Origin of the sequence: Caulobacter soli (assembly GCF_011045195.1) — a bacterium.
GTDB lineage: Bacteria > Pseudomonadota > Alphaproteobacteria > Caulobacterales > Caulobacteraceae > Caulobacter > Caulobacter soli.
On sequence record NZ_CP049199.1, the window covers coordinates 1,821,655 to 1,845,672 of the forward strand.

Below are 24,018 nucleotides of genomic sequence, written 5' to 3' on the forward strand. Positions count from 1 at the left end.
CGTGAAGAGGCTGTTCGACGCGGCGTCCTCGGGGGCGGCGCTGCTGCTGCTGGCCATCCCGTTGCTGATCGTGGCGGCGGTGGTGCGCCTGACCTCGCCAGGGCCGGCCTTGCACTGGTCCAAGCGGATCGGGCGCGACAACGTCCTGTTCGCCATGCCCAAGTTCCGCACCATGCGGATCGACACACCTCAGGTCGCCACCCACCTGCTGGAGAACCCCGACCGTTGGCTGACGCCGCCCGGGGCGTTCCTGCGCAAGACCAGCCTTGACGAACTGCCGCAGCTGTGGAGCGTGCTGGTCGGTGACATGAGCCTGGTCGGGCCGCGCCCGGCGCTGTTCAACCAGGATGACCTGGTGGCGCTGCGGACGGCGGAGGGGGTCGAGGCGCTGCGGCCGGGCGTGACTGGCTGGGCGCAGATCAACGGCCGCGACGAGGTCGCCATTCCCGACAAGGTGGCCCTGGACGCCGAATACCTCCGACGCCAGGGATTCTGGTTCGACCTGACGATCCTGCTGCGGACCGTGCTGCCGGTGGTCACCGGCAAGGGTGTGACGCGCTGACGGGGACAGTCGCATGCGACTGCCCCCGTCAAAATCCTAGCCGAGTTCCGCGTACGCCTTCTCCAGCGCCGCCACGAACACGGCGTTCTCCGCCAGCTCCCGGCTGAACACCGGCTCCAGCTTCAGGAACGCGGCGACGTCGGCCTTGACGTCGCCGGTGCAAGCGGCCGCCGTCTCGGCCAGGCGATCGGCCAAGGGGTCGACGATCTTGACGCCCTCGGCCGTCCGTTGACGGACGAAGCGCATCCAGGCGGCCAGGGGCAGGGCCAGCCGATCGATCGAACGGCCCGCTGCCAGGGCGTCGCCGACGGTCCCGAGGATGCGGAACGGCAGCTTCTGCGAGCCGTCCCAGGCGATCTGGCTTAGCAGGTGGCGGATTTCCGGATTGCGGAACCGGCCCAGGATGGCCTGGGCGTAGGCGAGAAGGTCCAGGCCGCGCGGCGCGGTCAGGGTCGGGATGATGTCTTGGACCATCAGGTCCTCGGCGATCTTGGCCAGCGCCGGATCGCTGATCGCCTCGAACACCGTCTCATGGCCCTTCAGCAGGCCGACATAGGCGATGGTCGAGTGGACGCCGTTCAGCAGCCGCAGCTTGGCGCGCTCGAAGCCGCGCACGTCGTCGGTCAGGGTGACGCCGACCGAGGCCAGATCAGGCGCGCCGTCTCCCAGCACGTCCTCGACCACCCACTGCGTGAAGGCCTCACGCTGGATCGGCCAGGCGTCGGTCAGGCCGGTGGCCGTCTCGACCCGGGCGCGCAGGGCGTCATCGGTGGCGGGAGTGATGCTGTCGACCATGGTGCGCGGGAAGCGGCCTTCGCCCTCGATCCAGCCGGCCAGGACCGGGTCGATGATCTCGGCGAAGGCGACGACCGCCGCCTTCAGCCGCCAGCCATTGTCGGCGAGGTTGTCGCAAGCCACCACGGCGTAGGGCGGCAGGCCGGCCTGGAAGCGGCGGCGCAACCCTTCGACCACGTAGCCGACGGCGCTGACCGGCTCGCGCGGGTTGGCCAGGTCGTGAACGATGTCCGGATGGGCGGCGTCCAGCTTGCCGTCGCCGGTCAGGCAGTAGCCCTTCTCGGTGACGGTCAGGGTGACCATGCGGGTGGTCGGGGCGGCGAGGCGGGCGAAGACCGAGGGCGGATCCTCGGGCGCTACCAGCACTTCCAGGATGGAGCCGACCACGCGGAAGGTGGTCTCGGCGTCGAGCTGGGCCAGGGTGTAGAGGCCGTCCTGCGGCTGCAGGGCGTCGCGGACGCCGGGGCTCTTCAGCGACACGGCGCAGATGCCCCAGCGCGGATCCTTGGCCAGAAGTTGGTCGAAATAGTAGGCCTGGTGGGCGCGGTGGAAGGCGCCGGGGCCGAAATGCACCACGCCGACCGTGACCTTGTCGCGGTCATAGGCGGGCAGGGCGACGCCGGGGATGGCGGCCGGATAGCTGACGGCGTTGAGACGCAGGGGGCGGGAAAGGGTGTCGGTCACAGAGTAACGCCTTGCTTCCAGATGGCGATTTCACGCTCGCCGTTGAGTTCAGCCTTGGTGAGCTGGCCCGAGGCCGTGGCCACGACCAGATCCATCAGGGAATCCGCCGCCGCGTCCATGGTCTGGCCCGACAGCACCACCCCGGCGTCGAAGTCGATCCAGCCCGGCTTGCGGGCGGCCAGGGCCGAGTTCGAGGCGATCTTCAGGGTGGGGGCGGGGAAGCCCAGCGGGGTGCCGCGGCCGGTGGTGAACAGGATCACGGTGGCGCCGGCCGCCGTCAGGGCGGTGGACGACACCGCGTCGTTGCCGGGGGCCTCCAGCAGGGTCAGGCCGTGCGGGCCGACCTGTTCGCCATAGCGCAGCACCTCGACCAGCGGCGCGCGGCCGCCCTTCTGCACCGCGCCCAGGGACTTTTCCTCGAGCGTGGTGATGCCGCCGGCGATGTTTCCGGGCGAGGGGTTCTCGTAGATCGGCTGATGGTTGTCGATGAAGTAGCGCTTGAAGTCGTCGATCACGCCGACGGCCTCGTCGAACACCTGGCGGGTGGCGGCGCGGGCCAGCAGCACGCCCTCGGCGCCGAACACCTCGGGGATCTCGGTCAGCACCGGGGTGCCGCCGGCGTCGGAGACCTTGTCGGCGATGCGGCCGACCAACGGGTTGGCGGTGACGCCCGAGAAGCCGTCCGAGCCGCCGCACTTGAGGCCGACCACCAGTTCCGACAGCGGCGCGGGCTCACGGCGGTCGCGCTCGGCGATGGCGATCAGGGCCTCGACGGCTTCGAGACCATCCTCCAGCTCGTCGTCGACCATCTGGGTCGTGAACGAACGCAGGCGTTCCGGATCCAGGCCCGGGGCCGATTCCAGCAGGGCCTTCAGCTGGTTATTCTCGCAGCCCAGGCCCAGGATCAGCACGCCGCCGGCGTTGGGGTGGGCGGCCAGGCCGGCGATCAGCTTGCGGGTGTGGGTCAGGTCGTCGCCCAGCTGCGAGCAGCCGAACGGGTGAGGGAAGGCGAAGACTCCGTCGACGCGGCCGGCGAAGCGGGCGTTGGCCTTCTCGGCGATGCGGCGGGCGGTGTTGGCCACGCAGCCGACGGTGCACAGCACCCAGATCTCGTTGCGGGTGCCGACCCGGCCGTTCTTGCGGCGATAGCCCAGGAAGGTCCCGGCGGGCGGCGCGTCGTGCGGTTCCGGATGAGCGTCGGCGTAGGCGAAGTCCTCGACGCCCGACAGCCGGGTCTCGACGTTGTGGACGTGCACATGGTCGCCGACGGCGATGTCGGCCGTGGCGCGGCCGATCGGCCAGCCATATTTCAGCACGTCCTCGCCCCGGGCCGCGGCGCGGACCGCGATCTTGTGACCCTTGGGAATATCGGCGCGGGCGACGATCGGCTGGCCGTGCAGATCCAGGGTCTCGCCCGCAACGATATCGCGCAAAGCCGTCGCCACGTGATCGCGCGGGTCGACGCCGTGGATCGATTCGGACGGGCCGGAGGTGGGTTCGCCTATCAAAGCCTTGGTCATTGGAACTTTTCGTGCTGCCATCCCCGTCTGTACGGCGGGGAAACCGGTGTCACCATAGGGCATATACGCCCGGCGGTGCATTTGTAGCGACGCCGCCGTCGGTAGAGTATGACAAAACAAAACAACGATCGCCGCCAGGAAACGCTTTGACCTCGTCCAAGACACCCTTGCCCAACAATGGCGGCATGGAAAACGAAGCCGGCCTTGAGGCTGGTCTCGAAGGCGGCCGCAAGCGCGCCACCATCAACGACATCGCCCGCCTGGCCGGGGTGTCGAAGAAAACCGTCTCGCGCGTCATCAACCAGTCGCCGTTCGTGCGCGACGAGACCCGCGAGCGCATCGAGGCGGTGATCGCCGAGTGGGGCTATGCGCCCGATCCCCAGGCCCGGGGCCTGGCGTTCCGCCGCTCGTTCCTGATCGGCATGATCTACGACAACCCCAACCCGCAGTACGTCGTGAACATGCAACTGGGTCTGCTGGACGGCATTCGCGGCTCGGGTTTCGAGTTGGTGGTCCACCCCTGCGACCGCTCCAGCCCGACCTTCCTGCAGGACATCCGCACCTTCGTGGAGCGCCAGAAGCTGTTCGGCGTGGTGCTGCCGCCGTCGGTGTCGGAAGACGAGCGGGTGGCCAAGCTGCTGCGCGAGATCGGCTGTGAATATATCCGCATCGCCTCGGTCGAGCTGGACAAGCCCGAGCACATGATCGTCGGCCACGACCGCGTCGGGGGCGAGGTCATGGGCGCCTATCTGGTCGAGCTGGGCCATCGCGAGATCGGCTTCATCAGCGGCCTGCCCAGCTTCCGTTCGTCGCACGAGCGGCGAGGGGGCTTCGAGGACGCCTTGAGCAAGGCCGGCGTGGCGCTGAAGCCCGACTATGTGGTGCAGGGCGCTTACACCTTCGAATCGGGCCTGGCCTGCGGCGAGGCGCTGCTGGCCAAGACGCCAAGGCCGACCGCGATCTTCGCCGGCAACGACGAAATGGCCGCCGGCGTGCTCCAGGCCGCCCGGCGCGCCGGGCTGCAGGTGCCGGCCGACGTGACCGTGGTCGGGTTCGACGACTTCCAGATCGCTCAGGCCGTCTGGCCGCCCCTGACCACGATCCACATTCCGACGCGGGAAGTGGGGCGGATCGCGGCCGAGAAGCTGATCGGCGCGGCGGCGCGCGAGAAGCGCGACCCCAACAGCACCATTCCCTATCTCGTGGTCCGGGAGTCGTCGGGCGCCCCGCCCGCGGGGTAGGATCAAGGCGGCGCCTTTGGCTTGCATGGCGCCATGACACCGGTTACCAAGCGCCTCGAAAACGGCCTGTGAAAGCCGTCGGCGGAGTAGGGAGTAGGAAGCGCCATGACACGGCCCCTGGTTTTTCACGAAGACCGCCTGTTTCCGGCTGACGAGCGCACGCGGGCGATCGCCCGGGCGCTGTACGGCCAGGTCAAGGCGCTGCCGATCATCAGCCCGCACGGCCACACCGACCCGTCCTGGTTCGCGACCAACGCGCCGTTCGAGGACGCCACCGACCTGCTGCTGGCGCCGGACCACTATCTGTTCCGCATGCTCTACAGCCAGGGCGTCAAGCTGGACGCGCTGAAGGTGCGGTCCAAGGCCGGCGTGCCCGACACCGATCCGCGCGAGGCCTGGCGCCGGCTGGCCGAGAACTTCTACCTGTTCCGGGGCACGCCCTCGTGGATGTGGCTGAACCACGTGTTCAGCCAGGTGTTCGGCTTCACCGAGTTCTTCGGCCCCCACAACGCCGACGACTATTTCGACCGCATCAACGAAGCGCTGGCCACCGAGGCGTTCCGGCCGCGCGCCCTGTTCGACCGTTTCAACATCGAGACCCTGGCCACCACCGAGGGCCCGCAGGACAAGCTCGAACACCACAAGGCCATCCGCGAAAGCGGCTGGGGCGGCCACGTGATCACCGCCTATCGTCCCGACGCGGTCATCGACTTCGAGGACGAGCGCTTCGGTCGCTCGTTCCAGCGCTTCGCCGAGGTCTCGGGCCAGGACGTCACGACCTGGAAGGGCTACCTGGAAGGCCACCGCGTGCGCCGCCAGGCCTTCATCGAGGCCGGCGCCACCTCGTCCGACCATGGCCACCCAACCGCGGCCACGGCCGACTTGTCGCCCATGGAGGCCGAGGCCCTGTTCCAGAGCCTGCTGAAGGGCGAGGTCACCTCGGCCAAGGCCGAGCTGTTCCGCGCCCAGATGCTGACCGAAATGGCCCGCATGAGCCTGGACGACGGGCTGGTCATGCAGATCCATCCCGGCTCGCATCGCAACCACAATGTGGGCCTGCTGGAGTCGCACGGCCGCGACAAGGGCGCCGACATCCCGATGCGCACCGAGTACGTGGATGCGCTGAAGCCGCTGCTGACCAAGTTCGGCAACGACCCGCGCCTGTCGATCATCCTCTTCACGCTGGACGAGACGGTCTACAGCCGCGAACTGGCCCCGCTGGCCGGCCACTATCCGGTGCTGAAGCTGGGCCCCTCCTGGTGGTTCCACGACAGCCCCGAGGGCATGATGCGGTTCCGCGAGCAGGTCACCGAGACGGCGGGCTTCTACAACACCGTCGGCTTCAACGACGACACCCGCGCCTTCCTGTCGATCCCGGCCCGCCACGATGTGGCCCGCCGCGTCGACAGCGCCTTCCTGGCCCGCATGGTCGCCGAGCACCGCATGGACGAGGTCGAGGCCGCCGAGCTGATCGTCGACCTGACGTACAACCTGCCCAAGAAGGCCTACAAACTCGACCAACGCCCCGCCTGGGCGCGTCCGGTTCAGCCCATCAAACACGCCGCCGAATAGATTTTCCGGAGCTCCCAGATGTTCGCCAAGACCTATCACGCCACCCACCCCGACATGATGTACGCAGTCAGCAACGACGACCTGCGCGACCGCTATCTGATGCAGGGCCTGTTCGCGGCCGACGAGATCGTGCTGCAGTACAACCACGCCGAACGCTTCGTGGTCGGCGGCGCCGCGCCGGTGTCCAAGGGCGTGAAGCTGCCCGACCAGACCGAGCCCGCCTCGGCCGCCGGCCACCCGTTCCTGGAGCGCCGCGAGCTGGGCGCCATCAATGTCGGCGGCGGCAAGGGCAAGGTGACCGTGGACGGCGTCGTCTACGACATCGAGCCGCGTGACGGCATCTACGTGACCATGGGCGCCAAGGACGTGGTGTTCGAAAGCGTCGACGCCGCCAACCCGGCCCGCTTCTACATCACCAGCCTGCCGGCCCACGCCGCGTTCGAGACCAAGAAGCTGGAATTCGCCAACGCCGTTCCGCTGGAGCGCGGCGCGCTGGAGACCTCCAACGAGCGCACCATCTACCAGTACATCGTGCCGACCACCTGCAAGTCGGCCCAGCTGCTGCTGGGCATGACCGTGCTGAAGCCGGGCAGCGTCTGGAACACCATGCCGCCCCACCTGCACGATCGCCGCTCGGAAGCCTATTTCTACTTCGGTCTGGGCGAGAACGACCGGGTCTTCCACTACATGGGCGAGCCGGACGAGATGCGTCACATCGTGATCGCCAACGAGGAAGCCGTGATGAGCCCGCCGTGGTCGATCCACATGGGTTCGGGCACCTCGAACTACACCTTCATCTGGGCGATGGGCGGGGAGAACCTCGACTATACCGACATGAACGTGCTGGACATCTGCCAGCTGAAATAGGGGCGGGGACCGCTCCAGTTCGCTGCGGCCGTCATCCCGGCCGTAGCGAAGCGAAGTCCCGGGACCGCCACAAGCGCATGCGTTCGTGGCGGTCCCGGATCGGCCTTTCAGGCCGTCAGGGATGACAAGATTCAAGATCAGGAAGCACGCACCATGGCCAATCCGTTCAGCCTCGAAGGCAAGGTCGCTCTCGTCACCGGCGCCAACACCGGTCTGGGCCAGGCCATGGCCGTGGCCTTCGCCGAAGCCGGCGCGGACGTCGCCGTGGCCGGCCGCAGCGCGCCGACCGAGACCCAAGCCCTGGTCGAGGCCACGGGTCGCAAGTTCCTGTCGATCAAGGCCGACTTCGGCACGATGGAACCCGTCCAGCGCGTTATCGACGAGACTGTCGCCGCGTTCGGCAAGGTCGACATCCTGGTCAACAACGCCGGCATCATCCGCCGCACCGACAGCATCGAGTTCTCCGAAGCCGACTGGGACGCGGTGATGGACACCAATCTGAAGGTCGTCTTCTTCCTGACCCAGGCCTTCGCCAAGCAGGCGCTGAAGCAGGGGCCGGTGAACGGCGTGGCCGGCAAGGTGATCAACATCGCCTCGCTGCTGTCCTTCCAGGGCGGCATCCGCGTGCCGTCGTACACGGCCAGCAAGAGCGGCCTGGCGGGTCTGACCAAGATCCTAGCCAACGAGTGGGCCTCCAAGGGCATCAACGTCAACGCCATCGCTCCCGGCTATTTCGACACCAACAACACCGAGGCGCTGCGCAACGACGCCGACCGCAACAGCTCGATCCTGGCCCGCATTCCGGCCGGCCGCTGGGGCCTGCCGGGCGACCTGGGCGGGGCCGCCGTGTTCCTGGCCTCTTCGGCCGCTGACTATGTCCAGGGCATTACCTTGCCCGTCGACGGCGGCTGGCTGGCGCGCTAGAGGCAGAAATCTGCGCATAGGCGCGTTTGGTACCGTAACCATTGCGCCGACCGCCTTTCCGCGGTCGACAAAGCGCGGTAAGGGCGCCGCTGCGGTAGTCTGGGCCCCTGACAAGCGTTAGGGCCCGGCTGGCGTTTCGTACGTTTCCTTTCTGATGAGCCGCCGCGATGTTCGCGGCGGTCGCGGAGTTTCGCGCATGCCCCTGTCGATCGACGGCGACCGCCCCACCAGCCGCCACGTGCGACAGAACGCCAATCTGCTCAGCGACCTGCTGAACGAGGCCATCGCCTATCTGGACGGCGAGGAGGCCGCCGCCCTGGTGGCCAAGGCTCGCCGCGCGGCGTCGATCGAGGACGTGGCCAACGGCGACGCTCCGGTGCTGGACCGCCTTTTCGCCGACGTCTCCAGCGACCAGGCCATCTTCCTGGCCCGCGCCCTGGCCAGTCACTCGATGCTGGCCAATATCGGCGAGGACGTCGCCGGCCGCCGCCGCCACGCCGAGGCCGACGCCCGGCCGGGCGACGAGCGCCCCCGCACCCTGGTCGACGCCGTCAAGGCGCTGGTCGCCCAGGGCAAGTCGCCCGAGGAACTGACCAAGGTCCTGGCCGCCATGAACGTGGTGCCGGTGCTGACCGCCCACCCCACCGAAGTGCGCCGCCGCAGCATGGTCGACCGCGAGACCGAGATCTCGCGTCTGATGGCCCTGCGCCGCCACCACCTGCCGCCGTCGATGGACGCCGAGATCCGCGAGCGCCTGTTCCGCGAGATCGCCCTGATGTGGCGCACGCGGCTGTATCGCCCCGAGCGGATCACCGTGAAGGACGAGATCCGCAACGCCCTGTCGATCGTCCGCACCTCGATCCTGCCGGCCATCATTGACCTCTATGACGACTGGTCGCAGCAGATCGGCGAGCACGGCCAGATGGCCCCGCTGCTGAAGATGGGCTCGTGGCTGGGCGGCGACCGCGACGGCCATCCCGGCGTCAACGGCGACACCCTGAAGCTGGCCTTCGCGTCGCAGTCGCGGGTGATCCTCGACTGGTACGCCGGCGAGGTGCGCAAGCTGTGGTCGAACCTGGCGGTGTCCACGGCCTATGCGCCGGTCTCCGAGGAGGTGCTGGCCCTGGCTCAGCAGACGAAGGACCCGTCGGTCCATCGCCTGGACGAGCCGTATCGCCTGGCGCTGGAACTGGTCTTCGATCGCCTGACCGCCGTCTCGCAGAAGCTGACCGGCCAGCCCGTCGCCTACGCCAACGGCGCGACCGATGTCGAGCCCTACGGTCATCCCGAAGCCTTCGTCAGTGATCTGAAGATCATCATCGACAGCCTGGCGCGCAACGGCGGCGAGCGGCTGGTCGGCTCGGCCCTGCGCACCCTGGTCGAGGTGGCCCAGGCCTGCGGCTTCCACTTGATGAGCCTGGACCTGCGCCAGAACGCCGACGTCCACGAGCGGACGCTGCACGAGCTGTTCCAGCGGGCCGGCACGGGCGTGAAGTACCTGGACCTGGACGAGGACGCCCGCTCCAAGCTGCTGATCGGCGAACTGTCGCACCAGCGGCCCCTGGTCTCGCCGTTCACCGCCTATGGCGAGGAGACGACCAAGGAGCTGGCCACCATGGAGGCCGCCGCCCAGGCCGTGCGCGACTACGGCCACGGCTGCATCGGCGCCTATGTGATCTCCAAGTCGGCGACCCTGTCGGACATCCTGGAGCCGCTGGTCCTGCTCAAGCAGGTCGGCCTGGTCTGGGGCGGCGCGGCGCCTCGCGCCTCGGTCAAGATCAGCCCGCTGTTCGAGACCATCGAAGACCTCGACAACGGTCCCCGCGTGCTGCGCCAGTGGCTGGAGCTGCCGCTGAGCCGCACCATCCTGGGCGACCGGCCGGTGCAGGAAATCATGCTCGGCTATTCCGACAGCAACAAGGACGGCGGCTATGTCGCCAGCCGTCGCGGCGTGGCGCGCGGCGCCTCGGCCCTGGCGTTCGAGGCCGAGCGCATGGGCGTGGGCCTGCAGCTGTTCCACGGCCGGGGCGGCAGCGTCGGGCGGGGCGGGGGGCCGGCCGCCGAGGCGGTGATGGCCCAGCCGGCCGGCACCGTCCAAGGCCGCATCCGCATGACCGAGCAGGGCGAGATGATCGCCCGCCGGTTCGGCGATCAGCCGACCGCCCGCCGCAACCTCGACGGCCTGGCCGCCGCGGCCCTGGTGGCCAGCGAGCGTCCGGTTCAACGGCCCGATCCCAAGGTCGACGCGGCCATGACCGCGTTGGCCGAGGCCTCGTTCCACGGCTTCCGGGCCCTGGTGTACGACGACCCGGCCTTCGAGGACTTCTTCTGGTCGGCCACGCCGATCGGCGAGATCGTGGGCCTGAACATCGGCAGCCGTCCGGCCAGCCGCACCGCCAGCCGCAAGATCGAGGACCTGCGGGCCATTCCGTGGGTGTTCAGCTGGTCGCAGGCCCGCTTCATGCTGCCCGGCTGGTACGGCTTCGCTTCGGGCGTCGAGCGGGCAGGGCTGTCGACCCAGCAGCTGCAGGACCTGGCCGGCGGCTTCGACTTCTTCGGCGCCTTGCTGTCGAACATGGAGCTGGCCCTGGCCCAGAGCCACATGGGCATCGCCAGCCGGTACAAGGACCTGTCGCCGGACAAGGCGAACGCCCAGCGGATCTTCGACACGATCCATCGCGAGCATGACAAGGCTTCCGAGATCGCCTTGGCCATCCGTGGCGGCTCGGCCCTGCTCGACAACCAGCCGGAGCTGGCGGAGTCGGTGGCCCTGGCCGGTCTGTCGGTCGATCCGCTGAACCACCTCCAACTGGAACTGCTGACCCGTCGTCGGGCTGGCGACCAGGACGAGAACGTGCGCCTGGCCATCCAGCTGACCGTGGCCGGCATCGCGGCGGGCCTGCGCAATACGGGGTGAGGGTAGGGGACTGCTGGGGACGCACACTCACCCAACGGCCTCGCTAGTATTGGCTGAGCGTGTGCCGTGAGTGTGTGTACCCGTTCCGTCTCCGGCCTCTTTTTTATCCTCGCCGTCAAAACGGAAAACAACGTTTTGACGGCGCTTGCACAAGGCGTCGCTTCGGAGTAGATTCCTGAATGACACCGGTGGCAAAGTGGCCTGGCCATTTCTGACACCGGTATCATTGACGTTTTGGATTGGCCTACCCAATCCGGGGCGTCTGCGGCTCTTTCTGAGTTCGCTCCTGCGCAAACTTTCAGGGCGTCGGGCCTCGGCTCGACGCCCTTTATTTTGAGAGCCTCTGCGAAGCCCCGAGACAATCGGGACAGCCGCCGGGGCGGGTTGGAAACGAAGGACGACAGCAAGCGAATTCGGCCACGCGAATTGACGTTGGGGGAGCCTCGGGTGTGGCGTCCGCTCGCAACGCGGTCTAAACGGTCGCCCAGCGCCGAACGCGGCGAAATCTTCCACGCCGAGGCCGCGAAACTAGGCCGCACGCAAGATCGATCCTTTGAGGAGCAGTACTGATGGTGAAAGACCGCATGGCCGTGCTGACGGCGCTGATGGACCAGGGCGTCATCCCGGTTTTCTATCACCCGGACGTCGAGGTCTGTAAGAAGGTGATCCAGGCCTGCGCCGATGGCGGCGCGCCCTGCATCGAGTTCACCAACCGCGGCGATTTCGCCAGCCACGTCTTCTACGAAGTCACCAAGCACTTCGCCTCGGCCGATCCGCGCGTGATCATGGGCGTGGGCTCGATCGTCGACGCCCCGACCGCCGGCATCTACATCGCCAACGGCGCCAAGTTCGTGGTCGGCCCGATCCTCAACGCCGACGTCGCCAAGGTCTGCAACCGCCGCAAGATCCCGTATTCGCCGGGCTGCGGCTCGGCCTCGGAGATCTCCTACGCCGAAGAGCTGGGCTGCGAGATCGTCAAGGTGTTCCCCGGCTCGTCGGTCGGCGGCCCGGACTTCGTCAAGGCGGTGCTGGGCCCGATGCCCTGGACCCGCATCATGCCGACGGGCGGCGTCGATCCGGACGAAGCCTCGGTCAAGAAGTGGTTCGGCGCGGGCATCGTCGCCGCCGGCATGGGCTCCAAGCTGATCACGCAAGAACTGCTCGACGCGGGCGATTACGCCGGCATCACCGCCAAGGTCCGCGAGACGGTGGAACTCATCAAGAAGGTTCGTGGGAAAGCCTAAATGACCGACAATATCCTCAACATCCGCCCGGCTTCGGAAACGAAGTGGGACTGCGCCTCCTTCGGTGAAGTGATGCTGCGTTTCGACCCCGGCTTCGGCCGGGTTCGCAACGCCCGTCAGTTCCAGGTCTGGGAAGGCGGCGGCGAGTACAACGTCGCCCGCGCCTTCAAGAAGTGCTGGGGCAAGCGCTCGACCGCGGTCACCGCCCTGCCGGTGAACGATCTGGGCTGGTTGGTCGAGGATCTGATGATGCAGGGCGGTGTCGACACCTCCCACGTCATCTGGCGCGACTTCGACGGCCTGGGCCGGAACACCCGGGTCGGCCTGAACTTCACCGAAAAGGGCTTCGGCGTTCGTCCGGCCCTGGGTTGCTCGGACCGTGGTCACTCGGCCGCCTCGCAGATCCGCCCCGGTGAAGTGAACTGGGAAAAGCTGTTCGGCGAAGAAGGCGTGCGCTGGTTCCACACCGGCGGCATCTTCGCGGCCCTGGCCTCGAACACGGCCGAAGCCGTGATCGAAGCCGTCGAAGTGGCCCGCAAGTACGGCACCGTCATCTCCTACGACCTGAACTACCGCGCCTCGCTGTGGAAGTCCCAGGGCGGCAAGGAAGGCGCCCAGAAGGTCAACCGTCACATCGCCCAGTACGTGGACGTGATGATCGGCAACGAAGAAGACTTCACCGCCTGCCTGGGCTTTGAAGTCGAAGGCCTGGACGAGCACATCAGCTCGATCGACCCGGCCAACTTCAAGAAGATGATCCAAACGGCGGTGAAGGAGTTCCCGAACTTCAAGGTCGCCGCCACCACCCTGCGCAACGCCAAGACCGCCTCGGTCAACGACTGGTCGGCGATCCTGTACGCCGGCGGCGAGTTCTACGCCTCGATGATGCGCGAGAACCTCGAGATCTACGACCGCGTCGGCGGCGGCGACGGCTTCGCCTCGGGCCTGGCCTTCGGCTTCATGGAAGGCAAGGGGCCCCAGGCCGCCGTCGAGTACGGCGCGGCTCACGGCGCCCTGGCCATGACCACCCCGGGCGACACCTCGATGGTGCGCCAGGCCGAGGTCGAGGCCGTGATGAAGGGCAAGGGCGCGCGGGTCATCCGCTAGTCTTCGTCGTCATCGTTCCAAGCAGAGCCCCCGGTCGCAAGGCCGGGGGCTTTTTGCTGGGCGGTGGTCGTCTTCGCGTTACGCCTGGCGGCCTGTTCCCGCGCGGCTCTGGCCTTCGCCAGCTTCTTGCGAATGTCGCGGCGGAGCTGCGCCATGCGCGCCGATGGAAAGTCGGGATCATGAGGCCGGGTGCGTCTGAGGGCGCGTGTTCGGGTTCTGGGCATCGTGAGCTCCGGGAGGGTGCGGGCACGGCTCGGCCGCCTCACGCGGAAAGCCGCTGAAGTTCGGGGAGGGCTGCGGAGCGCCGGGCCAGGCCCGGAAGCTGTTGAAGAAGATACCGTTTCGACCAGGACCGACGCTCCACGCGATCGTTATCCGGGAGCGTCCGGCGATCGGCCCTGTTCGGACCTCGCCGATCTCAGCCCCCGACGGGCGGGCCGGGCTCGCGTGGCCCGGTCCCGGAACGCCTGCGTCACCGCAAGCCTGTCGCCTCGCCGGCCCTCATCCAACGCCGTATCTGTGTTCCAGGCCCGGCCGGCACCAGATGGATGAGGTTGGCGGCTCCTTGCAGAACCGCCGCCGACGAGCACGCCCGCTCGACCGCACCCCAAGGCCGCGAAGGTCGCAGGCCTTAGCGCCCTCCCCATCGCCTTGTGGTGAGCTGATTATGCCGTGGGCGCGAGAGGGGGAGGATAAGCGGATGTTTTGCGTTGAATTTGTTGGTGAAACTCTTCGGTAGCGATGCGGACAAGGCTTTCGCGCCAAGGTGAAGATGCACGTCTGATTTCGAGAGCTTGACCATAAATTCTAACAAAAGTTGTGAAATGTCGATTTCTGTGTCAGTTTTCCCGCACAGCGAGAAATGGGGCATTTCATGCGCATCGTTCTCTACGTCATCGGTTTCATCATCGCGGCCGCCGTGGCGGTCATTCCCTGGATCGTCGGCCGGCCGATCACCTACATCGTGGTCCTGGTCTCGGCGGCCGGCGTGGCCATGATCGTCCTGCTGATCATCGGCCTGGTGAAGGGCTGGGGCATCTCCCTCGGCAACAGCAGCCAGACCTGACGCCAAGCCGGGGAAAAGGTCCTCCCCCTCTGGGGGAGGAGCTTGTCGCGACCTTCGCCGCCGTTCACGGAAATGTTGTTCGCAACGCCCAAGCCAAACCATTGACGGCGGCGGGCGCGGGCTCAATGTGCTGGCAGATCAACCCCAGCCTGCGGCCACCCCACCTCCATGATTTTCCTGGCCGCCGCGACGTCGTCGCGTTGTCGAGCGACGCCGCTTGAACCGTTCGTAACGCCCCCGCGCGAGGCGGCGCGATGAGCGAACCGACGATCTTCTTTTCCGAGGTCAACGAGCGGCAGGGCATGTTCCACCGCCGGGCCTTTCTGATGGGCGGCCTGGCCGGCGGCGGCCTGCTGGCCCTGGGCGGACGCCTGGCCCAGCTGCAGCTGGTCGAGGCTCAGCGCTACCAGAAGCTTTCGGCCGGCAACCAGTACAACTACCGCCTGGTCTCGCCGCCGCGCGGGGTGATCTACGACCGCAATGGCGTGTCCCTGGCCTCCAATCGCCCGAACTTCCGCCTGCTGGTCACCAAGGACACCGGCTTCGACGCCGAGGCGACGCTGGACGAGCTGGCCTTGCTGGTGCCGATCGACGGCACACGCCGCGCCCGCCTGCTCAAGGACATCGCCCGCGCGCCCAAGAAGGCCCCGGTGGCGGTGATGGAGGACATGACCTGGGAGGAGTTCTCCCGCGTCAATATCCGCGCCCCTGAACTGCCCGGCGTGACGGCCGACATGGGCGAGGTTCGCGTCTATCCGTTCGGCGGGGCCTTCGCCCACGTGATCGGCTACGTCGCCAAGGTCTCAGACCGCGACCTGAAGACCGCCGAGGCCGATCCCACCCAGGACCAGGCGCTGCTGCATCACCCCGGCTTCCGGATCGGCAAGCTGGGGGTCGAGAAGGCCTTCGACGTGCCCCTGCGCGGTCACGCGGGCGCCACGAAGGCCGAGGTCGACGCCCAGGGGCGCACGGTGCGCCTGGACCCCGAGGGCGACATCCCGGCCAAGGCCGGCGCCGATGTCCGCCTGACACTCGACGCGGACATCCAGAACCGCGCCCTGGAGGTGATGGGCGACGAGAGCGGCGCGATCGTGGTCATGGACTGCCGCAACGGCGACCTGCTGGCCATGGCCTCGGCCCCCAGCTTCGACGCCAACCGCTTCGTGAAGGGCCTGTCGGGTCCTGAGTACAAGGCCCTGGCCGAGTATGAGAGGAAGCCGCTGCTCGACAAGGTGATGACTGGCACCTATCCGCCCGGCTCGACCTTCAAGCCGACCGTGGCCATGGCGGCGCTGACGGCGGGGGTGGACCCGACCGAGCGGGTGGTCTGCACCGGCGGCTGGTCGTTCGGCGGCCGGGTCTGGCACTGCCACAAGAAGGGCGGCCACGGCGTGCAGGACATGCACGCGGCGATCAAGAACAGCTGCGACGTCTATTTCTACCAGATGGCTCTGCGCATCGGGCCCGATCCGATCGCCTCGACGGCCAAGGCCTTCGGCTATGGCGGGACCTTCGACATCGGCATTCCCGGCCAGAAGAAGGGTCTGGTCGGCTCGCGCGAGTGGAAGAAGACCGCCTTCAAGCGCGATCCGGTCTGGCACCCGGGCGACAGCGTGCCGTACGGGATCGGCCAGGGCTATATCAACGTCAACGCCCTGCAGCTGGCGGTGATGTGCGCGCGGCTGGCCAACGGCCGCAAGGCGCTGAACCCGCGCTTGGTCAAGTCGGTGGGCGGGATCGAGCAGCCGCATGGTGACGCCGTGCCCGACCTGCCGTTCCCCCAGGAACACCTGGACATCGTCCGCGCCGGCATGGCGGCCGTGGCCAACGACCCGACCGGCGGGGCGTTCAAGCAGAGCCAACTGGGCCTGGGCGACGTGAAGATGGCCGGCAAGACCGGCACGGCCCAGGTGCGCCAGTACGCGGCCGGGGCCTCGCGGAGCAATCAGGGCATCGCCTGGCGGCTGAAGGACCACAACCTGTTCATCGCCTTCGCGCCCTACGACAATCCCCGCTACGCCCTGTCGGTGATCATCGAGCACGGCGGCCAGTTCGGCTCCAGCGCCGCCGCCCCCCGGGCGCGCGAAGTGATGCGCGTGGCCCTGCTGAAGGACCCGGAGATCCGCGCGCGCATCGAGCGGCCGATGCCGCTGCCCGATGCGCCGGACGAGGGGGAAGGGGATGTGGGGGCGGGCGAGGCTCCGGAGGTGGCTGTGGATCCGGAGGGGTAAAATCCTTTGTCCGTTCATTCCTCTAAAGTTCAGAATGAGTGGACTAGATTAGGCTAGAGCCGCCTCAAGCTCGGCGACTACCGTGTCCACGTCGGCCAATACGATGACGTGCGACCCGCCGCCAAAATGGATTTCGGTGCCAAACTGGCCTGGACTGCGTGTGTCACAGACATAGGCGATTTGCGATGGGTTCACGACGATATGCTGCTGAGTTCCGTCGGTAACGAAGCCGAGTAAAGTCATCAGGCTCTCTCTCGATGAATCCGTCCAGATGGGCGTTTCAAGAAGCCTAAGCTTGAAATGGAACTCTGCAATGCCGCAACGACGGGCCTAGCCCAGCACCCGTTCCAGCACCTCGACCACCAGCCCATGATCCTCGACCTGCGGCAGGCCCGAGACGGTGATCGCGCCGATGCAGCCCAGGCCGTCCAGTTTCAGCGGAAAGCCGCCGCCGTGGGCGGCGTGGTCGCGAGGGGAGAGGCCGTAGCGCTGTTCCAGGGTCTCGCCCGACGCCTTCAGTTTCAGGCCGACGGCCAGGGTGCTGGTTCCCAAGGTGAGGACCGTGTTGCGTTTGCGGCGCACCCAGTCGGCGTTGTCCGGACCCGCGCCGGGCAGGGCGGCGTGGAACAGCGGGCGGTCTCGCAGGCTGACGTCGATGGCCACCGGCGCGTTGCGGGCCAGGGCGGCGTCGCGCAGGGCGGTCCCCAGGATCCAGGCCGTCTCCAGGGTGAAGCGCGGGAAGACCAGCGCCTTTTCCTGGGCGGCGATGGCGGCCAGCAGTTCCGCATCCGTCACAGCGACAGCTCCCGGCCCTCGGCGGCGCTGCGCTGGGCCAGGTCGATCAGCGCCATCACCGCCAGGGCCTCGTCCGGCGAAGCCGGATTGGGGCCGTGGCCCGACAGCGCGTCGCGGATGGCGGCGTAGTAGGCCAGATAGTCGCCGGCCACGCCCTCGACCACGCGGCTGGCCGTGCCCTCGCCGTCGGGGACAGTCAGGGTCCCCGGACGCGGATCGGCGCCCCAGCCTTCCGAACCCGGGACGACGCCGGCCTTCAGGGCGTTTTCCTGCTCGTCCAGGCCCTGCTTGTGGAAACTGCCCTTGGTCCCGTGCACGGCCATGCGCAGGCGCGAGTCGATGGTCATCTGGCTGGCGTGCAGCAGCACCCGCAGGCGCGGATAGCGCAGCACCAGGTGGAAGTAGTCGGACGCCTGGCCGCCGTCCTTCTGGATCGCGAGGTCGGCATAGACGGCTTCCGGCGGGCCGAACAGCTGCAGGGCCTGGTCGATCAGGTGCGGGCCCAGGTCCAGCAGCGCGCCGGCGCCCGGCTTCTCGCGCCAGCGGTCGCGGACCACCGGGCGGAAGCGGTCGAAATGGCTCTCGTACTGCACGATCTCGCCCAGCGAGCCGTCGGCGATCAGGGCCTTGAGCGTGAGGAAATCGCTGTCCCAGCGGCGGTTGTGGAAGATGCTCAGCAGCTTGCCGGCCCGCTGGGCGTGGTCGGCCACCGCGCGGGCCTCGTCCAGGGTGACGGCGAATGGCTTGTCGATGACCACGGCCTTGCCGGCGTCCAGGGCCGCGTGGGCCTGGGGACCGTGCAGCGGGTCGGGCGTGGCGATGACCACCAGGTCGATCTCGGCGTCGGCCAGGGCCACGTCGAGGTCGGGCGCGACCTTCACGTCGGGATGGTCGGCCAGCACCTTGACGGGATCGCTGGACACCACGGTGTGCAGCAGCAGGCCGGGCGTGGCGGCGATCAGGGGGGCGTGGAAGGTCTTGCCGACGAAGCCGTAACCGACCAGGGCGACCTTGAAGGGGAGGGGGGAGGACATTCGGGTCTTATACCTTCTCTGCACGAAAAAGCCCCCGATCTCGCGACCGGGGGCTGGTTCTTAAGGCGCTCGTGAAGGCCGACTAGACCTTCACCGGCTCCATCTTGGGCGACAGCAGGTGGATCACCAGCAGGGCGACCAGATAGACGCTGCCGGCGACGATGAAGATCGGGGTGTAGGTGCCGATCGTCTCCAGCACCTGGCCGATATACTTGGAGAACACCATGCCTCCGACCGCGCCCAGCATGCCGCCGATGCCGACGACCGAGCCCACGGCGGCGCGCGGGAAGACGTCGGACGGCAGGGTGTAGAGGTTGGCCGAGAAGCCCTGGTGGGCGGCGGTGGCCACGCCGATGATCAGGACCGCGCTCCACAGGTTGGAGACGTTGGCCGCGAACACCACGGGCAGGGCCAGCAGGGCGCAGACCAGCAGGGTGGTCTTGCGGGCCTTGTTGATGCTCCAGCCGCGCTTCATCAGGCTGGACGACATCCAGCCGCCGGCCACGCTGCCGACGTCGCTCATCAGATAGACGGCCACGATCGGCGGGCCGAAGGTCTTCAGGTCCAGGCCGTAGCGCTTGCCTAGGAAGTCGGGCAGCCAGAACAGGAACATCCACCAGATCGGGTCGATCAGGAACTTGCCCAGGGCGAAGGCCCAGGTTTCCTTCTTGCCCAGCAGCTTGAGCCAGCCGATCTTCTCGACGGGGTCGGCCGGGTCCTGCTCGATGTGGGCCAGTTCGGCGGCCGACAGGCGCTTCTGCTCGCGCGGGCGGCGATAGACGATCAGCCACAGCGGCAGCCACAGCAGGCCGGCGACGCCGGTGACGATGAAGGCCATCTGCCAGCCGAAGGTCAGCGCGATGAACGGCACCACCAGCGGGGTGACGATGGCGCCGATGTTGGTGCCGGCGTTGAAGATGCCGGTGGCCAGGGCGCGCTCGTTCTTGGGGAACCACTCGGCCACGGCCTTGATGCCGCCGGGGAAGCCGCCGGCTTCGCCGACGCCCAGGCCCATGCGGGCGAACATGAAGCCGCGCAGGTGGCTGGCGGCGGCGGTGGAGATGTGCGCGATCTGCCAGATCAGGAACGCGATGCCGAAGCCCCAGCGGGCTCCGATCTTGTCCATGATCTTGCCCCACGCCAGATAGGCGATGGCGTAGGTCATCTGGAAATAGAAGACCAGGTCGGCATAGTCGGTTTCGGACCAGCCGAACTGCTTGCTCAAGTCGGGCTTGAGCAGGCTGATGGTCTGGCGATCGACGTAGTTGATCACCATCGCCAGGAACAGGAGGCCGACAATAACCCACCTGTACCGCCCGATCTTCTCAGATGGAGCCGGCATCGTTGGAGCGTCCATGGACGTCACATCCTCACCCTTCGGGTTGTAGTTATTCCGACGCCCCCGCCGGTTTGCAGAATTCTTTTAGGCCGGAACGGCGACGCAAGCCACGCTTCCGAACCGACCGAAGTCTACGCGGGAGCTTTGGCCGGCGGCAATGTCGTGAATTCCGGTGCTGGCGCCGGTCGTGACCAGCATGCCCTTCTTCAGCGGACGCCCGCGCGCGGCGACGGCGCCCAGCAGGAAGGCCAGGGCCGCCAGGGGCGAGCCGGGGATCGAGGCCGCGCCGCCCTTGCCGACGGACACGCCGTCGATGAAGGTCTCGGCGGGCATGTCTTCCCAGGCGATGTCGCGCCAGTTCTCGATGACCGTCCCCAGAATCTGGCCGTCGTTGTTGCCGAAGTCGGAGACGACGATGGGCGGGCCAAGCTGGTTGATGGTGGCCAGCGGGCTGCCGGCGATCTCGACGCCGACGATCAGCTCGCCCACGTATTCGGCGGCTTCCTCGACGGTCCATTCGGTCTTGTCGGCCGGGGCGTCCTTGCCCAGGCGGACGATGAATTCGGCCTCGACGGCGGTGAAGCCGCCGGCGATGGCGCGGAACGGGGTCGGCTCGGCGCCGGCCGCCCAGACGTTCTTCTTGAAGATGCAGCCGGCCAGGCGTTCGACGCCCAGGCGCTCGCGGTGCTGCGGCGGCACCAGGCCCACCTTCCAACCCACCAGTTCGTCAGGCCACATGTCGATGGCCAGGTCCTGAACCGCATAGCCCTCGGCCATGGATTGCGGCAGCACGCCGCCCGGATAACCGGGGACCGAGACGCCCTTCAGGCGCGCTTCGACGAATTGTGGGGCGATGGACGCCGGTGCGAACACCTCGCTCTCGGCCTCGGAAACGGTCACGCCGCGAATCCTCCCTCGCACTCTCTACAGTCCCGTTCGACGGGCTTTGTTCGTCCATAATGGAAACCGGTGTCATTGACAATCGGCCACGAGACACCGGTGGCAATGGATTGTCATGCCCGTGTCATCGGGCTTTCATGCTCGGCGATGGTCGATCCTGCCCAAATCCGCCGCGCGATCCTGGCCTTGCCCGAGGTCGAGGCGGGCGACTCCGAAGAGTCGCTGGCGTTTTCAGTGGGCGCCAAGGGTCTGTCCTGGCCCTATCTGGCCCGCGCCGCGCCTAAGGCCCGGCGCGAGGTCGTGCCCGGTGTTCTGGCCGTGCGTTGCCGGCTGGAGAGGAAGGAGCTGCTGATCGAGGCGGCGCCGGAGATCTTCTTCGAGGACGACCATTATCGCGGCTATCCGGCGGTGCTGGTGCGGCTGGACGCGGTCGAGACGGCGGAATTGAGCACGCTGCTTCAAGACGCCTGGCGTCTGGTCGCGCCTAAAAGTCTGGTCAAGCGTTTCGACGCGGCGAGCTAGGGAACCGCTGGCCCGCCGCGCGCCTTCATCCAGGCACGATACGGAGCCCGCCATGGCCCAGGGACAGCTCGCCGAATACCGCCGCAAGCGCGATTTCCAGAAGACCGCCGAGCCCAGCGGCGACGCCGCCGTGGCCTCCGCGCCGCATGCGCGGTTCGTGATCCAGAAGCACGACGCCACCCGCCTGCACTACGACTTCCGGCTGGAGGTGGACGGGGTGTTGAAGTCGTGGGCGGTGACCAAGGGGCCGTCGCTGGACCCGGCCGACAAGCGCCTGTCGGTCGAGGTCGAGGACCACCCGCTGGACTATGGCGACTTCGAGGGCACGATCCCCCAGGGCCAGTACGGCGGCGGCACGGTGCAACTGTGGGATCGCGGCTACTGGTCGCCCGAGTCGGGCTTCGAGGACGTGGCCAAGGCCCTGAAGAAGGGCGAGCTGAAGTTCGTGCTGGAAGGCGAGCGCCTGCACGGCTCGTGGGGGCTGGTGCGGATGAACTGGGATCGCAACGCCAAGGACGGGAAAGGAAAGCGCTCCAACTGGCTGCTGATCAAGCACAAGGACGAGGCCGCGCGACCGGGCGAGGGGGCGTTGATCCTGGAGGAGGACGCCTCGATCGCCTCGGGCCGGACCATGGCCGACATCGCCGCCGGCAAGGGCAAGGGGCCGTCGGCGTTCATCCTGAAGACCAAGGGCAAGGGCGACGCGGTGTGGACCTCTCGCACCAAGGCCGAACGGGAGGCGCTGCAGAAGGAAGCGGAGGAGACGCGGACGTTCGCTTCAACGCCCAAAAAGGGAGCGAGCAAGAAGTCCGCCGTCCTGCCCGACTTCATCGAACCCCAGCTCTGCAAGTCCCTGGACCGCCCTCCCGCCGGCCCCGGCTGGGCGCACGAGATCAAGTTCGATGGCTATCGCGTCCAGCTGCGCGTCGAGGACGGCCGTGCTGTCCTGCGCACCCGCAAGGGCCTGGACTGGACCGACAAGTTCGCCGCCATCGCCGAGGCCGCCGCCGACCTGCCCGACAGCATCCTGGACGGCGAGGTCGTGGCGCTGGACGCCGCCGGCCAACCCGACTTCGCGGGCTTGCAGGCGGCGCTGTCGGACGGCGACAGCGGTGACCTGATCTTCTTCGCCTTCGATCTGCTGGCCGAAAACGGCGAGGACCTGCGCGACCTGCCGCTGCGCGAGCGCAAGGCGCGGCTGAAGGCGATGATGGGCGAGGACCAGCCGCGCCTGCGCTTCGTCGATCACTTCGAGACGGCCGGCGACGCGGTGCTGCTGTCGGCCTGCAAGCTGGAGCTGGAGGGGATCATCTCCAAGCGATTGGACGCGCCGTATCGCTCGGGCCGCAGCGAGACCTGGACCAAGGCCAAGTGCCGGGCCGGGCACGAGGTGGTGATCGGCGGCTGGACGACGACGGGGACGGCCTTCCGCTCGCTGATCGCCGGCGTCTATCGCGATGGCAAGCTGGCCCATGTTGGCCGGATCGGCACGGGCTTTGGCCGCGACAAGGTCGGCAAGCTGCTGCCGCGACTGAAGGCGCTGGAGACTAAGCAGTCGCCGTTCGAGGGGCAGGGCGCGCCGCGCAAGGCCGACAACATCCACTGGGTGAAGCCGGAGCTGGTGGCCGAGATCGAATATGCCGGCTTCACGGGCGATGGTTCGATCCGCCAGGCCTCGTTCAAGGGGCTGCGTGAGGACAAGCCGGCCGCCGAGGTCGAGGCCGAGGTTCCCGCTTCGGCCGAGAGCGTCGAACTGGCCGAGCCCATGCCGCGCGCCGCGCCGAAGGTCTCTGGGACCATCTCGACCGCCAAGGCCGACAGCGTCGTGCTGGGCGTGACGATCTCCAAGCCCGACAAGCCGCTGTGGCCCGACGTCGACGGCGCGCCGGCCACCAAGATCGACCTGGCCCGCTACATGGAGGCGGTCGGGCCGTGGATGTTGCCGCACTTGAAGGGCCGGCCGACCTCGATCATCCGCGTGCCGGAGGGGATCGGCGGCGAGACCTTCTTCCAGCGCCACGCCATGCGCGGGATGTCGTCGCTGATCGAGCTGGTCAGCGTGAAGGGCGACAAGCAGCCTTATCTGCAGTTCGACCGGGTCGAGGCCCTGATCGCCGCCGCCCAGATCGCCGCGGTCGAGATCCATCCCTGGAATTGCCAGCCGGGTGATCCGGAAGTGGCGGGCCGGCTGGTCTTCGACCTCGACCCCGCGCCCGGCGTCACCTTCGAGGACGTGATCGCCGGGGCTCGAGAGATTCGCGACCGGCTGGAGGAACTGGGCCTGGTCAGCTTCTGCAAGACGACTGGAGGCAAGGGCCTGCACATCGTCACGCCATTGTCCGACAAGGTGCCATGGGACGCGGCCAAGACCTTTGCTCGCGAGGTCTGCGCCCGCATGGCCGCCGACGCGCCGGACAAGTACCTGATCACCATGAGCAAGAAGGCGCGGGAGGGGCGGATCTTCCTGGACTATCTGCGCAATGACCGCACCTCGACCGCCGTCGCGCCCCTGTCGGCCCGGGCTCGGCCCGGCGGGACCGTGTCGATGCCGCTGAACTGGACCCAGGTGAAGGCGGGCCTGGACCCCAAGAAATACACGATCCGCACCGCCCCCGACCTGATGGCCAGGAGCACGGCCTGGGAGGACTATTTCGACGCCGCCAAGCCGCTGAAGGCGGCGATCAAGCGGCTGGGTTGA

Annotated in this window: 18 protein-coding genes; 12 read left to right on the plus strand and 6 right to left on the minus strand. The window is 67.8% G+C overall.

The genetic code is table 11. The annotated features are described in order from the left end of the window. The first annotated feature begins 1 nt into the window (after position 1). Positions 2 to 562, plus strand: a complete 561-nt coding sequence (locus G3M62_RS08870) for a sugar transferase (protein WP_165186306.1) — start codon at positions 2 to 4, stop codon at positions 560 to 562. A 36-nt stretch (positions 563 to 598) separates the two neighbouring features. Here the strand turns inward: G3M62_RS08870 and G3M62_RS08875 are convergent, their stop codons facing one another. Beyond that, positions 599 to 2,041 carry a mannitol dehydrogenase family protein gene (locus G3M62_RS08875; RefSeq protein WP_205691964.1) on the minus strand — a complete coding sequence of 481 codons (1,443 nt, stop codon included), beginning with the start codon at positions 2,039 to 2,041 and terminating at the stop codon, positions 599 to 601. Then, complete coding sequence (locus G3M62_RS08880) at positions 2,038 to 3,561, minus strand: UxaA family hydrolase (RefSeq protein ID WP_165186307.1); 1,524 nt, start codon at positions 3,559 to 3,561, stop codon at positions 2,038 to 2,040. Before G3M62_RS08880 ends, G3M62_RS08875 begins: the two co-directional genes overlap by 4 nt. Positions 3,562 to 3,707: 146 nt before the next feature. On the opposite strand from G3M62_RS08880, the gene G3M62_RS08885 reads away from it, so the two are divergent. The 9 genes from G3M62_RS08885 (at position 3,708) to mrdA (ending at position 16,730) form a co-directional block, all read left to right on the plus strand. Beyond that, positions 3,708 to 4,802, plus strand: coding sequence for a LacI family DNA-binding transcriptional regulator (locus G3M62_RS08885; RefSeq protein WP_425483844.1), 1,095 nt, complete (start codon positions 3,708 to 3,710; stop codon positions 4,800 to 4,802). Between the two features lie 105 nt (positions 4,803 to 4,907). Beyond that, a complete protein-coding gene (gene uxaC / locus G3M62_RS08890; RefSeq protein ID WP_165186309.1) occupies positions 4,908 to 6,374 on the plus strand; it encodes a glucuronate isomerase in 1,467 nt (488 codons plus the stop codon). An 18-nt stretch (positions 6,375 to 6,392) separates the two neighbouring features. Next, the gene (gene kduI, locus G3M62_RS08895; protein WP_165186310.1) at positions 6,393 to 7,241 is read left to right on the plus strand and encodes a 5-dehydro-4-deoxy-D-glucuronate isomerase; all 849 of its coding nucleotides are present in this window, start codon (positions 6,393 to 6,395) and stop codon (positions 7,239 to 7,241) included. A gap of 153 nt (positions 7,242 to 7,394) precedes the next feature. Further along, the gene (kduD, locus tag G3M62_RS08900; protein ID WP_165186312.1) at positions 7,395 to 8,165 is read left to right on the plus strand and encodes a 2-dehydro-3-deoxy-D-gluconate 5-dehydrogenase KduD; all 771 of its coding nucleotides are present in this window, start codon (positions 7,395 to 7,397) and stop codon (positions 8,163 to 8,165) included. 196 nt (positions 8,166 to 8,361) lie between these two features. After that, positions 8,362 to 11,082 carry a phosphoenolpyruvate carboxylase gene (ppc, locus tag G3M62_RS08905; protein ID WP_165186314.1) on the plus strand — a complete coding sequence of 907 codons (2,721 nt, stop codon included), beginning with the start codon at positions 8,362 to 8,364 and terminating at the stop codon, positions 11,080 to 11,082. Between the two features lie 569 nt (positions 11,083 to 11,651). Next, positions 11,652 to 12,326: a bifunctional 4-hydroxy-2-oxoglutarate aldolase/2-dehydro-3-deoxy-phosphogluconate aldolase gene (locus G3M62_RS08910; protein WP_165186315.1), complete on the plus strand. Its 675-nt coding sequence runs from the start codon at positions 11,652 to 11,654 to the stop codon at positions 12,324 to 12,326. Then, a complete protein-coding gene (locus G3M62_RS08915) occupies positions 12,327 to 13,433 on the plus strand; it encodes a sugar kinase (RefSeq protein ID WP_165186317.1) in 1,107 nt (368 codons plus the stop codon). Positions 13,434 to 14,307: 874 nt separating this feature from the next. Next, positions 14,308 to 14,499 carry a hypothetical protein gene (locus G3M62_RS08920; RefSeq protein ID WP_165186319.1) on the plus strand — a complete coding sequence of 64 codons (192 nt, stop codon included), beginning with the start codon at positions 14,308 to 14,310 and terminating at the stop codon, positions 14,497 to 14,499. Positions 14,500 to 14,753: 254 nt separating this feature from the next. Then, complete coding sequence (mrdA, locus tag G3M62_RS08925; RefSeq protein WP_165186320.1) at positions 14,754 to 16,730, plus strand: penicillin-binding protein 2; 1,977 nt, start codon at positions 14,754 to 14,756, stop codon at positions 16,728 to 16,730. 330 nt (positions 16,731 to 17,060) lie between these two features. On the opposite strand, the gene G3M62_RS08935 is transcribed toward mrdA, so the two are convergent. The 4 genes from G3M62_RS08935 to G3M62_RS08950 form a co-directional block, all read right to left on the minus strand. After that, positions 17,061 to 17,525 carry a heme-degrading domain-containing protein gene (locus tag G3M62_RS08935; protein ID WP_165186324.1) on the minus strand — a complete coding sequence of 155 codons (465 nt, stop codon included), beginning with the start codon at positions 17,523 to 17,525 and terminating at the stop codon, positions 17,061 to 17,063. Next, positions 17,522 to 18,559 (minus strand): oxidoreductase, encoded by a 1,038-nt coding sequence (locus G3M62_RS08940; protein WP_165186326.1) that lies wholly within the window; start codon positions 18,557 to 18,559, stop codon positions 17,522 to 17,524. The genes G3M62_RS08935 and G3M62_RS08940 overlap by 4 nt, the downstream gene beginning before the upstream one ends. Before the next feature lie 82 nt (positions 18,560 to 18,641). Further along, positions 18,642 to 19,916: an MFS transporter gene (locus G3M62_RS08945; protein WP_165186327.1), complete on the minus strand. Its 1,275-nt coding sequence runs from the start codon at positions 19,914 to 19,916 to the stop codon at positions 18,642 to 18,644. Between the two features lie 66 nt (positions 19,917 to 19,982). Then, on the minus strand, positions 19,983 to 20,798 hold the full coding sequence (locus G3M62_RS08950; RefSeq protein WP_165186329.1) for a 2-keto-4-pentenoate hydratase: 816 nt from the start codon (positions 20,796 to 20,798) through the stop codon (positions 19,983 to 19,985). A 75-nt stretch (positions 20,799 to 20,873) separates the two neighbouring features. On the opposite strand from G3M62_RS08950, the gene G3M62_RS08955 reads away from it, so the two are divergent. Together G3M62_RS08955 and ligD are read left to right on the plus strand one after the other, a co-directional pair. Then, a complete protein-coding gene (locus G3M62_RS08955; RefSeq protein ID WP_343037662.1) occupies positions 20,874 to 21,320 on the plus strand; it encodes an MmcQ/YjbR family DNA-binding protein in 447 nt (148 codons plus the stop codon). A gap of 52 nt (positions 21,321 to 21,372) precedes the next feature. Further along, entirely contained in the window at positions 21,373 to 24,018 is a 2,646-nt protein-coding gene (gene ligD / locus G3M62_RS08960; RefSeq protein WP_165186330.1) for a DNA ligase D, read from the plus strand.

Coding starts and splice junctions, on each gene's coding strand:
- G3M62_RS08880 (WP_165186307.1), bottom strand. CDS start 3,561: ATGACCAAGGCTTTGATAGGCGAACCCACCTCCGGCCCGTCCGAATCG.
- uxaC (WP_165186309.1), top strand. CDS start 4,908: ATGACACGGCCCCTGGTTTTTCACGAAGACCGCCTGTTTCCGGCTGAC.
- kduI (WP_165186310.1), top strand. CDS start 6,393: ATGTTCGCCAAGACCTATCACGCCACCCACCCCGACATGATGTACGCA.
- kduD (WP_165186312.1), top strand. CDS start 7,395: ATGGCCAATCCGTTCAGCCTCGAAGGCAAGGTCGCTCTCGTCACCGGC.
- ppc (WP_165186314.1), top strand. CDS start 8,362: ATGCCCCTGTCGATCGACGGCGACCGCCCCACCAGCCGCCACGTGCGA.
- G3M62_RS08910 (WP_165186315.1), top strand. CDS start 11,652: ATGGTGAAAGACCGCATGGCCGTGCTGACGGCGCTGATGGACCAGGGC.
- G3M62_RS08915 (WP_165186317.1), top strand. CDS start 12,327: ATGACCGACAATATCCTCAACATCCGCCCGGCTTCGGAAACGAAGTGG.
- G3M62_RS08920 (WP_165186319.1), top strand. CDS start 14,308: ATGCGCATCGTTCTCTACGTCATCGGTTTCATCATCGCGGCCGCCGTG.
- mrdA (WP_165186320.1), top strand. CDS start 14,754: ATGAGCGAACCGACGATCTTCTTTTCCGAGGTCAACGAGCGGCAGGGC.
- G3M62_RS08940 (WP_165186326.1), bottom strand. CDS start 18,559: ATGTCCTCCCCCCTCCCCTTCAAGGTCGCCCTGGTCGGTTACGGCTTC.
- G3M62_RS08945 (WP_165186327.1), bottom strand. CDS start 19,916: ATGGACGCTCCAACGATGCCGGCTCCATCTGAGAAGATCGGGCGGTAC.
- ligD (WP_165186330.1), top strand. CDS start 21,373: ATGGCCCAGGGACAGCTCGCCGAATACCGCCGCAAGCGCGATTTCCAG.